Source organism: Ruegeria sp. CF1 (genome assembly GCF_056537445.1).
In genome coordinates, this window is record NZ_JBQFRN010000003.1 from 75,557 (window position 1) to 86,394 (window position 10,838).

Here is a 10,838-nt window from a genome sequence, read left to right on the forward strand (position 1 = left end):
AGGATGAGCGGTCGGTAGAGCATGTTTTGCATAAGGTCAGACTATTTGCATCAAACATCATGTCGGTAATCTCGCATAGAGGTCCGACATATTCATCTTCAGAACATCGTTGAACCACTCAACCGACAAGTCAAACTCGTGGTCAGGATAATAGGAATCCAAACCCCGGAAAGGGCGGACCTGCACATCATCGAGAAGACCATGACCCCTTAGTCTTTCTTCGGTGTCCTTGTCGTATTTTCGGATAATGTCATGAAGCTCTTGAACAGCATTCAAAGAAGATGAATTTTTCAGGAATTGGACCTGTTCATAGCGGAAATCGTTGCTGCCCTTAGGTGATTCATATGTTCCCATATCATGATATCTCAGCAATTTGAGCATCCAGTGAATTTCGGTCAGTCCGTCAAAGTGACAAATGACCGATTGTTGAGAAACATGTCGCTTGATGTTGCCTCTCCACCGCTGTGGCGCATGAACACCTAACTTGATGTTCTTCCCCGTTCGGGTGGCGCTTTTTCCGAAACGATGCGCACAAAATCCTCTGTCGCTGTATTTGAGTCGTTCTTCTCCGAATAAGCTTCGGGCGACATAGCCGCGGGTGTGCTTAGGCTTCAGCATAAGACCACCAAAAAGTCCGGGTGTGGTGTCCTCGGTTGAAAACACACGCTCGCCATTAGGAATTGAAATCGTATCAACATCCGAGGGCAGGTCAGCAAGCTCTTGTGCAAAATCATCGGCTTGCAGATACTCGTCCGCATCGAGGAAAAGCATCCAATCGACTTTTGCTTCTCGATAGGCTTTTGTCGCTATCAGCCTTTGGCGTCTGAAACTGTTTTCTGGATAAGCACAGTCCCAGTTTCTTCGAAAAAACGTGTCATCCATCACTTCAACGCGACAGTTCGGTATCTGAGCCAGAAGTTGCCGCGCTTTCGGATCATCACCATCCAGAAAGATAAAGATCTCTTGCGCGCCGAGTGACGCATAATAGGAAGCAAATATAGCCACCAGCTCTGGCGGCTCTTTGACCATGGTAACGACACCCCAGGTGGCCATTTTCAAAGGATTCCTGTGTTTGGGAAGGGCCAAAATCGCTGATTGCACGTCTTTAGAGTCACCGGCTTCCTCTATTGCCCAGTAAGTCTGGATTTGTGGCAACCTTGATCGGTGAATTTTCCGCCTTAAGCAAGAGCATCCTGAGGTCTTATTGGACGATCCGATTTAAGACAGTTTGGGTGATCTTACGACCTTTGTCGGGGAGGACTGAGAAAACTGGACCAAAGTTGAGGTAACCAAACAATTACTGCTTATTGCGAGCCCCTAAAGTTTGATCGTTACCGCTCGTTCTTTTTCGCGAAACACAAAGGTGCGAGAATTCTGACTAACGGACCTGCGCTACAGACAGTTCATATTGGACGGTTGGGTCACCATCACAATTGCGCTTGTATCGGGATCATTAAACCAGTGGATCGAATACCGGAGCCATGCTAATGCGGAGCAAGCGAAAAATATAACGGGCATTGATCCAGCATGGAAATTTCTCCAGTAATTTCATCGTTTTGGCATGGATCCAGTCTGACTTTTTTCGAGCAACTCTGCCTCAAAAGCTTTGTGGATCACGGCCATAAGGTCAAGTTGTACTCTTTGAAAGAAATCACGAACACACCACCGGGCGTTGAAAATGCGGATGCACGTATTTTTTTGCCTGACCACTTGAAAATATGGCGAAACGAAAAGCGAAACAGCGCTTATGCCCCGTTGTCGGATTTTTTCAGGATCAACATGCTTCGGGAATCCGACGAAATCTGGATGGATTGCGATATGTTGTGTATGCAGCCGATCCCCGACATTCCGTATATTTTCGCAAAAGAGAAACGCTATTTTAACAATGCGGCTCTCCGGCTGCCGCACAGTTCTCCAACATTGCAGGGTATGCATGACTTTATGAACGGGTCCGAGATCGTGATCCCCAATGACTGGCCGTGGAAAAAAAATATTGATGTTTCCATCGGCAAGTCCAATGAAGACGGCTCTTTCTCGGTACCGTTGGAAAACCTGTCGCAGCTGCCATTTTATACGTTCGGGCCTCAGGCTATCTCTTATTTTTTGGGCAAAAACGGTGAAGTTAAACACGCCCTGCCACCCGAGTCATTCTATTCCCAAGAACCTACGGCCATGCGCTTGAATTATTTCCGGCCGCGGTTTTCCCGCATATCGCTCGATGAAAACGCGTTGGGGGTTCATCACATTGGCGGCTCAAGCATGCGCAAGAAATACAATATGGATGGTGGGTTTCCTTTGCCGCATCCCAACAGCCAGGTCGCCAAGCTATGCAAGAAACATGACATCGATCCCTCTAAGGCGATGCCACAGGATGTGCTGAAGTCTGTTGACCAAGATTAAAATGTCTGGGCAAGTCAGAAGCGCCAGTATGTGTCCAAGTTTCGGACGATCGGAATCAAAAACACTAGGCGTCATCTGCTAACACCGTAGTGCCAAGTTGTTCGGCAGACAGTTCCCCAATCGGCCACTGTATTGAGTACAACGTGCAACAACTTGGCAATCAAAGTAATGGCGGTCGCTTCAGGCAAGGATGATAAACTGCGACACTCTCAACATATTCGATTGTCTTCCTACGGACAGAGCCTTTACTTTTTCTGGCGTAGAAATTTCACTACGATTACTTGCAGCGGCGCAGGTACGGCCATATCAGAATACTGGGGTGAATAGGGCCGAATGTTATGAAGCCCGAACACAGATCTTGGATTAATCTGGGGTCCAGTTTATGGGATAGGCGAATGTCAAAGAAGCTGGCTACAGATCACAAGGATATTCGCCGATCATCTATCCCGGCCTTTAACACCAGAAGACCGACTAAAAGCATGTCTTTGTCGACCCGGTCGCTCTGACCGGGTGTGAACAAAGATGTCTACGCTTAACGATAATGATCTGAACCAACCTCCTCAGCCTGATCAAGGATGGTCACGTGAACTTGTTGCACTTGAGCGGGCTATTGTGGTTCCGCCCGCAGTCTCCGATACGGTGCAGGAAGCCGGTGTTCTGACTGAAGACCGGGAATATTGCGCGCATGGGGCGCTTTGGCGGGGAAAGCGTGCCATGACCACCCAACCGGTATCGCCAACAGACCCTTTGCCGCAATTGTCGGGTCGCTGGCTTTATGCCGGGCTGTTATGGGTACACTTTGGTCATTTCCTGGCTGAAAGCACCGCACGTCTTTGGCCGCTGCCGGCAATCGCGAAGGATATTGATGGGGTCCTCTTTACCCCCAAGCGACCCGCCAATGGGGGTGAAACACGCCCCATGCAGCATAGTTTTTTTGCGCTTCTGGGTATTGATCTGCCAATCAAAGTGGTGACCGAGCCAACTCAGGTAGAACATCTGCAGGTGCCCGGTCAGGGGTTTGGGCTGGGCCCGATTGTGGCGGGAACGCCTGAATATCGTGCCTTGATCCATCAAAATTTTGGCGCCGACGTTCCCCCTGATGGGCCGGAGCGGCTTTATATCTCGCGCGCAGGTCTTGGAATACGGCGGGGTGGCGTTATCGGAGAAGAGTTTCTCGAAGAGAATTTGCGCCAGAACGGTTACGAGATTTTCTATCCGGAACAACACCCGATGGAAAAGCAGATCGCGCGTTACAAAGCCGCCCGTCAGATCGTTGCACTAGACGGGTCGGCACTGCATCTTTTTGCTCTGGTAGGCCGTCCAGATCAGCAGGTTGCAATGATCCCGCGCCGCACTTCTTCGGTGCATCACAATATCTCAGCTCAGCTAGCGGCCTTTTGCGGGCAAGAGCCTTTAGTCGCCAATGCCATTCGCACCGATTGGGTATTGGCTTCGCGCGGTCGCCCCAACCGCCATTCACTTGGAGAGCTTGACATGTCCAGATTGCATAAAATGCTTGCCGATGCAGGATTTGTCTCACCTGATCTGGCCTGGGAAGAAATGTTCTGGCGGCAGCGGCGGCGAACCATCCGAAAACTGGAAAAAGCCCTTGGCGACCAGCTGGTTCCCATCCATCAAGAGCCCGCTGACTAATGCAGCTAATCCTGGATATACGCGACACAGCTCGGGATCAGGCGCGCCAAGCCAATGGGGTTGCGTCTGTTTTGAGTATCGATAATGCGGATTTGCAGCAGCAACTGGTTACGTTTGCGCAGATTACACGGCGAAGACGTGCAAAGGCCGAGCCGCCCGATTTTTTGCCCGCACTCGCCAGTGCGATTGCTAATGAGCGACCGCGGTTCATGCTTTTGGCCATGCCAGGGCTAGCAGAAAACCTCACCACGGAAGTCTCTGTTGGTCGAGTCCACGAAGTTTTGGGGCAATTGGCGGCCGACATCCTGATTTTGACTGATCTTGATTCAGGATCTGATCGCGCCAGAATTTGGGCCACACAATTTGGTGCCGATGCGATAGTTAACCGGATTGAATGGCCAGATGATCTGACTGCGCAGCCTCCTGCATTCTCTACCCTGGCCTCCTCTGCAAAAGAAGAATCCACTCTAAAAGAAGTGCTGCCATTTGCCCGTCGCTTCTTGCCGCGCAATGACCTGACAAGTTTTGACGAAAGTCGACCCATGGGTGACACGGTGCCGGTGGACCTCAGGCCGCCAGAGGGTACCAGCGGCACGGTGCTGATCGGTTGCATGAAAAACGAAGGCCCTTTCCTATTGGAATGGATTGCATACCACCAATCGATCGGTGTGCATCACTTTGTTATCTATACCAATGGCTGCGAGGATGGCACGGATCTGATGCTGGATGCGCTGGCCAAAACCGGTCTGGTCACGCATGTCGACAACAACAAATGGAAGGGCAATTCCCCGCAACAGTGGGCTCTGAACCAGTCTGCAAAGCTCAAGGTGGTCAAACGTGCCGATTGGGTTATCCATATTGATGTGGATGAGTTTATCAACATCCGCTTTGGTAACGGGACACTGCCGGAACTTTATAAGCGCCTGCCCGAGGGGGTCAGCAATATTGCCATGACCTGGCGGCAATTTGGGTCGGCCGGGATAAAGACCTACGAGGACAGGCCGGTCATTGCGCAATTTGACCGATGCGCTCCGTCATATCTGCCCAAACCGCATACCGCTTGGGGCTTCAAGACCGCCACCAGGAATATTCGTGCCTATCGTAAACTAAGCTGTCACCGGCCAAATAAGCTGAAAGAAGCAAAAGCCGAACAGGTGCTATGGGTCAATGGATCGGGTCAGGATATCACGCACAAAGTGGCAAAGAATGGCTGGAGGTCCGATATCAAGACCATCGGCTATGAGCTGGTCCAGCTAAACCACTACGCACTAAGATCTGCGCAGTCTTTCTTGGTCAAGCGCCAGCGTGGACGGGCCCTGCATGTGGATCGCACTGTCGGGCGCAACTATTGGATACGGATGGATTGGAACCAGTATCAGGACGTCACTATCCAACGCAACCTGGCCAGATTGTCAGTGGCGATGGAAGCGTTGCTAGCCATTCCCCAGATTGCGCAGCTACACGAAAAAGCTGTTGCCTGGCACCAAGCTAAGATTGAGTTTTTGATGGATGAGCTCGAGTTTCGCAACCTTTATGACGAGATCACCGGCATCGAACTTGAGGATTTGCAACGGATCCGCGCCATCATAGATGCGGATATGCATAGCTGACAATGGAATACCCCATTTGATTTGAACCACCGTTATGATTGAAAAGCGGAGGATCGAGAATTTCGATCAAGAGACACGAGGCAGAGGAAATAGATCAGAAACTGCGACAAGTTGATGTGCTTGTTGGTTAGGGAATGATGCGTGCAGATGCGATCTGCGAGGTTCGCATAACGGAACAAACCTACTACCGGTGGCGTAAGCAATATGGTGGGATGGGAGCCGATCAACGAAAGGAACTCAAGCGTTTGCAGAAGGAGAATGAGCTTCTGCAGAAGGCCGTTTCTGACTGACGACAAGCCCTTTGTTCCAAACTGGCAAAGTGCGCGAATGGCAGGTAAGTGTAGCGTTTCTATGACTTACCATCCGATCCACCATGTCCGCACACACCGTCAAGCCGGCGTTGACAAGGGACTATATCACGAGTTGCTGTGTCGCCTCTGAAGTCTGCTACGAACCCAAAGCAACCGTCGATTTGGCGTCTATTCTTTTTGAGTTCGGCCCGTCGCGAACCTAATAATCCAGGCGCTCAATGCCAGGTAACGAATGGCGGTTGATCGGACAAAGCATCCTTTCACTGGAAGTAGCCCAATGGCAGTCATATGTTCATTGCGTCAGCTTTTAGATGAAAAACACACATTTTAACACCGCTTCAGTCTATTTTCAGTACAAGAAGCCAATCTATGCCAATTTTCGTGTGGAGTTCCTCACAATCAGTTCAGCCTGAAGAAGTTTCGATTTAGGAACGGCTTGGTTTTCCAACCACTCAACTATCGCTGCGGCAGTGGCTTCACCCATCCGTGTGACGGGCAAATGCACGGTCGTGATTTCAGGAAAGGTGCAGGATGAAGAGGGCAGATCGTCGATGCCAACAATTGACATTTCATGAGGCACTTTTACCCGCTTTCTTTGCAATTCAAAAAGAGAGCCCATCGCCAAGACATCGGAAAAACAGAGAATTGCAGAAAAGGCCGTGTCCCCTGCAAGAAGATTCTGTGTTGCGACGCAGCCACCTTTTATTGAAATTTCCGTTTCGTACATTTGCAGGGTGTGGTTCACATCCGGATTCTTCAAACCATCAAGCCGTGCCAGCGTCCTATCGTTGTTTTTTGTTGGCCCGTGAATCACGGCAATATTTCTATGCCCAGCAGACAGAAGAAAACTGAGAGCGGTGCAAGAAGCGCCGGCGTTATCATAACCGATGGTCGGAAAATGGTGGTCCCTTTCATAGTAGGAGGTGGCGATCACGGGGAGGCGTGTCCGTTCGATGATCTTTTCGAAGTCTTGACTGTGTGTGATGCCGGAAACAATCAGTGCTTCTGCACCAATATCAACCAGACCTTGCGCTTTATTCGTTTCTATGTCCGGGTCGCCATTGGTAGTTGCGACTACGAGTGACAAACCATTTAGTGCCAAACCTTTTTCAAGCGCCGCTAGAAATTTTGAGAATATTGCGTTGTCCAAAGTTGGAACCATGGCCCCAACGACTCGGGTTCTCCCGGAATTGATCGCACGGGCTGCAGCACTTGGTACAAAATGCAGCTTCGAAATAACATCAAGCACACGTCGGCGTGTGTCTTCAGACACGGTTTTCGGAGAATTCAGTACGCGCGACACCGTCGCAACAGAAACATCTGCTGCCTTGGCAACATCCCGAAGGTTCGCGCGCTTCTTATTTTTCTGCTCGGTCAATTCCTTTGAATTCCTTGGATATCCTCGATCTCGCGACAGTTAACTTGACACATGTAACTAGTTTCATCAAGATTATGTAACTAGTTACAATAAGCGACTCACTTTGGAATACGATGCGCGATTATTCGATACTACATGAGTTCAGCAATAGCGGTTACATGACGCCTGGACGCTTTTACCCAGGGTTTCAGAAGCCGTCGCACGGAAAAACATATACGCTAGGTCCGCGCGAAGTACTGAATGTTATCATGCGACCAGGTGATCTTCTGTCGGTGACAGGCAATTGGCCTAAAAACCAACTGCAAGTCATTGCTTTTGACGAAGTGGGCGGAGATGCGCTTGTGTCGCTAGCGCTTATTAAAGCAGGAGTTTTGGATTTCTCCAAAGTAGATGGCGAAAAACTGATCAATTGGATTGCAGCTCAGGGAGGTAAACCAGAATCCGAGATTGGTATCGCTTACCTTCCTGAAAACGATGATCTGATCGTTCTAAAAGCCAGTGCTACAATTTCTGCTTGGATCATGCGGGCTATGGATCGTGATCAACTGGCAACCGGGTCCAGAGGCGGATCAGTCAGTATCTCTCATCAAATGGCAAATGCCAGTAGTTCGATATTGCCCGAACCCCTGGGTGATGTGCGAAAAGAATTCACCGTAAAGCGCGGCACTGGATTGTCATATGAAGTTAAGCAAGGCGAAATAGTCCAAATCATTGATGTCGAGGGCCAACAATGCTCGGACTTTATCGCAATGCGAGCAGATAAACTCGAAAAAGGTGAGGAATGGCTGATCGACAGTACCGCAACTCGGTCTTTGGTCCGGCGCGCTTATCCTGGCCCTGGTATGCTCGACAAGTTTTTCGATAGTGACATGAACCCGCTTCTAAATGTCGTTCATGACACTTGCGGACGACACGATACTTACGGGTTGGCTTGCACCGCACGGGGATACGCTGAGCGAGGTTTTCCAGGCCATGTCAACTGTTCTGACAACATTTCTGAAACACTGGCGCAATATGGAGTTAGACGCCGCGCGGCCTGGCCTGCAGTTAATTTCTTCTGGAATACTTGGATTGATCAAAATTCCCACGAACTGCTGGTAGATGAAAGCTATTCGCGCCCAGGCGATTACGTCGCAATGCGGGCAATGGAAGACTTGGTATGCGCTTCCACGGCGTGCCCAGACGACATTGACCCGATAAATGGCTGGAATCCCACAGATGTGCACGTGCGGATCTACCATCCAGACACACCGATCCGCCGTGCGGTCGCCTACCGGGAAAAGGAAGATGCCCCCATGTCCATTAGTCAGGAATCGGCTTTTCACGAACGTCTGGAGCCACTGACCCAACATTTTGCGCCTGCACGGGACTTGTGGGCACCTGTTAGTTTTCCGTCATATGGAACATTGGGCGAGTACTGGGCCTGCAGAGAAGCGGTAACTTTGCAGGACATGAGCGGGTTGCGCAAATTCGACATCATTGGGCCAGACGCTGAGAAATTGTTGCAGCTTGCAACGACACGCAATGTTGCCAAGCTACCGGTGTGGCGCGGGGCTTATACGCTGATGTGTGATGATACCGGCGCGGTAATAGATGACGGCACTTTGTTCCGGCTCGCAAATGACCTGTTCCGCTGGTGTTGTGGCACCGAAGAGAGCGGACGAGCATTGCAGTCCTTGGCGGAGGAACGCGGGTTTCAGGTGCGAATCCATGATCTGCGGAATTCGCTGCCAAACCTGGCGTTGCAAGGGCCTAATTCCCGAAATGTACTGCGTAAAATCGTTTTCACGCAACCACATGTGCCCTCCCTTGAGCAGCTAAAATGGTTTGGCTGTACTGTTGCCCGACTAAATGGTCGCGAAGGGGCGCCTTTTATGCTGTCCCGCTCTGGCTACACTGGGGAGCTTGGATACGAGATTTTCTGCTCAAAGGCCGATGCTGTCGCCCTTTGGGACGCAATCATGGAGGCGGGTGAAGATTTCGGGATTACCCCGATGGGGTCAGCCGCCCTGGAGATCATCAGGATCGAAGCGGGCTTGGCGGCTGCAAATGCCGAATTTGCGCCAGGCATCGACGCATTCGAGGCCGGTCTGGGCTTTGCTGTTGATCTGACCAAAGCTGAGTTCATCGGCAAGGCAGCACTGGAGCGTAACAGGCAGAGCCCACGACAAGTCCTCAAGGGTTTAGTTTTAGAATCCGACGATATTCCCATGCATGGAGATGCGGTATTTGCAAAAGAAAGACAGGTCGGGGTGATTACCTCTGCAACCAAGTCTCCTTTGCTTGAGCACGGTATCGCGATCGCACGCCTTTCGGTGGAACACTCGAAAACTGAAAATAGGCTGGAAATCGGGCAGCTTGACGGGCGCATGAAACGCCTTGGTGCGAAAGTCACAGAAATTCCATTCATAGACCCGCAACGAAAGCGGGCGCGCGCATAAGAATTCAACTTACCAGCAGGAGAGTTACTATGAATATAAGCATGAAATCCCTGACAGTGTCAGTCTCGCTGGGCCTCTTGGCCCTGCCCGCCGCTGCGGCTGAAGAGGTAAAAATCGGAGTCCCATCCTGGACTGGTGCTCAGGCAATCGCACATCTTCTAGGCGCGGTTGTCGAGATGAGGATCGGAGGCACAGTCGAGTATGTACCCGGCAATAACGCTACGATTTTCCAGGCGATGGACCAAGGTAAGGGCGACATCGATGTTCACCCTGATGTTTGGCTACCTAATCAACAAAGTTTTACTCAAAAATACGTAGATGACGCGGGCACGGTCACCTTGTCGTCCAACCCTTACGAAGGTAATCAAGGTTTCTGTGTATCCAAGGACTTTGGTGAAGCGAACAACATCACCGATATTGCCGATCTGGGTCGTCCTGATGTTGCCGCACTGATGGATAGCGACGGCAATGGCCGTGGTGAAATGTGGATCGGTGCTCCAGGCTGGGCTTCAGCAAATGTAAACGAAGTCAAGGTGCGCGACTACGGCTTGTTGGACTTTATCGAACCGGTCCGTGCCGAAGAAAGCGTTAAAACAGCGCGTATCAAGGATAGCATCGCCAAGGGCGAGGGCTATGCATTCTATTGCTATAAACCTCATGCAGTTTGGTACATGTTTGACGTGGAAATGCTGTCGGAGCCCACATTTGACCCCGAAAAATATGTGATGGTGCAGCCGTCGGATGATCCCGATTGGTATGAAAAGTCGACAGTTGCCACCAAGGACGCGCTTAAGAACGTGCAGATCGCATGGTCCAACTCGCTGGTTGACCGTTCGCCGGCTATTGCTGAGTTTTTTGCCAACTTTCAGTTAACAGCTGATGATGTTTCAGCCTTTGCCTTCGAAATCAGCGCCAATGGCCGCGACCCGGCGGACGTAGCAAGAGAATGGGTCGAAGCGAACCCCGAGCGTGTGGATGGTTGGCTGGGTCTTTGAACCCAAGCTGAAGAAATGACCATGGTGGCAGTTCCATTTCGCTGCCACCC

At 50.8% G+C, this 10,838-nt stretch carries 7 protein-coding genes and 1 pseudogene; 6 read left to right on the forward strand and 2 right to left on the reverse strand.

Annotated features, from left to right (window positions below):
* Window positions 1–57 precede the first annotated feature (57 nt).
* Window positions 58–1,053, reverse strand: a complete 996-nt coding sequence (locus tag ACRZ96_RS08135) for a glycosyltransferase family 2 protein (protein ID WP_480706334.1) — start codon at window positions 1,051–1,053, stop codon at window positions 58–60.
* Window positions 1,054–1,527: 474 nt separating this feature from the next.
* Between ACRZ96_RS08135 and ACRZ96_RS08140 the strand changes: the two genes are divergently transcribed.
* From ACRZ96_RS08140 to ACRZ96_RS08155, 4 genes and pseudogenes are all read left to right on the forward strand, one after another.
* On the forward strand, window positions 1,528–2,400 hold the full coding sequence (locus ACRZ96_RS08140) for a glycosyltransferase family 32 protein (protein WP_480706332.1): 873 nt from the start codon (window positions 1,528–1,530) through the stop codon (window positions 2,398–2,400).
* A 522-nt stretch (window positions 2,401–2,922) separates the two neighbouring features.
* Window positions 2,923–4,053 (forward strand): glycosyltransferase family 61 protein, encoded by a 1,131-nt coding sequence (locus ACRZ96_RS08145; protein ID WP_480771817.1) that lies wholly within the window; start codon window positions 2,923–2,925, stop codon window positions 4,051–4,053.
* 92 nt (window positions 4,054–4,145) lie between these two features.
* Window positions 4,146–5,663 carry a glycosyltransferase family 2 protein gene (locus ACRZ96_RS08150; protein ID WP_480814390.1) on the forward strand — a complete coding sequence of 506 codons (1,518 nt, stop codon included), beginning with the start codon at window positions 4,146–4,148 and terminating at the stop codon, window positions 5,661–5,663.
* Between the two features lie 59 nt (window positions 5,664–5,722).
* Window positions 5,723–5,950 (forward strand): annotated as a pseudogene (locus ACRZ96_RS08155) (transposase); the annotation flags it as partial.
* A 391-nt stretch (window positions 5,951–6,341) separates the two neighbouring features.
* Here the strand turns inward: ACRZ96_RS08155 and ACRZ96_RS08160 are convergent.
* Complete coding sequence (locus tag ACRZ96_RS08160; RefSeq protein ID WP_480706326.1) at window positions 6,342–7,352, reverse strand: LacI family DNA-binding transcriptional regulator; 1,011 nt, start codon at window positions 7,350–7,352, stop codon at window positions 6,342–6,344.
* Between the two features lie 113 nt (window positions 7,353–7,465).
* Here ACRZ96_RS08160 and ACRZ96_RS08165 point away from each other — a divergent pair, with 113 nt between their 5' ends.
* Entirely contained in the window at window positions 7,466–9,793 is a 2,328-nt protein-coding gene (locus ACRZ96_RS08165) for a DUF1989 domain-containing protein (protein WP_480706324.1), read from the forward strand.
* A gap of 41 nt (window positions 9,794–9,834) precedes the next feature.
* On the forward strand, window positions 9,835–10,788 hold the full coding sequence (locus ACRZ96_RS08170; RefSeq protein WP_480814417.1) for an ABC transporter substrate-binding protein: 954 nt from the start codon (window positions 9,835–9,837) through the stop codon (window positions 10,786–10,788).
* The last annotated feature ends 50 nt before the right edge of the window (window positions 10,789–10,838 follow it).